This is a genomic window from Aedoeadaptatus nemausensis, from assembly GCF_903819165.1.
GTDB lineage: Bacteria > Bacillota > Clostridia > Tissierellales > Peptoniphilaceae > Aedoeadaptatus > Aedoeadaptatus nemausensis.
In genome coordinates this window covers 1-207 of the sequence record NZ_CAIJCS010000029.1, presented here as the reverse complement: position 1 = coordinate 207, position 207 = coordinate 1, and the positions used below count along the sequence as shown (strand labels likewise).

Below are 207 nucleotides of genomic sequence, written 5' to 3'. Positions count from 1 at the left end.
GCACCTTCCACTCCGATCGCGGGTGGGGCTATCAAATGACTGCCTATCAAACCCTGTTGGAAGAACACCACATCTTTCAAAGCATGTCGAGAAAAGGCAATTGTTATGACAACGCACCCATGGAAAACTTCTTCAGCGTCCTGAAAAGAGAAATCTATGCAGACCACGTCTACCGAAGCCGGAAAGAACTGGTTCGGGCTATTAAAA

The 207-nt window shown here is 47.3% G+C and carries 1 pseudogene; it reads left to right on the top strand.

Annotation, left to right across the window (positions count from 1 at the left end):
* Nucleotides 1-207 (top strand): annotated as a pseudogene (locus PEPTYR26121_RS08365) (DDE-type integrase/transposase/recombinase); the annotation flags it as partial.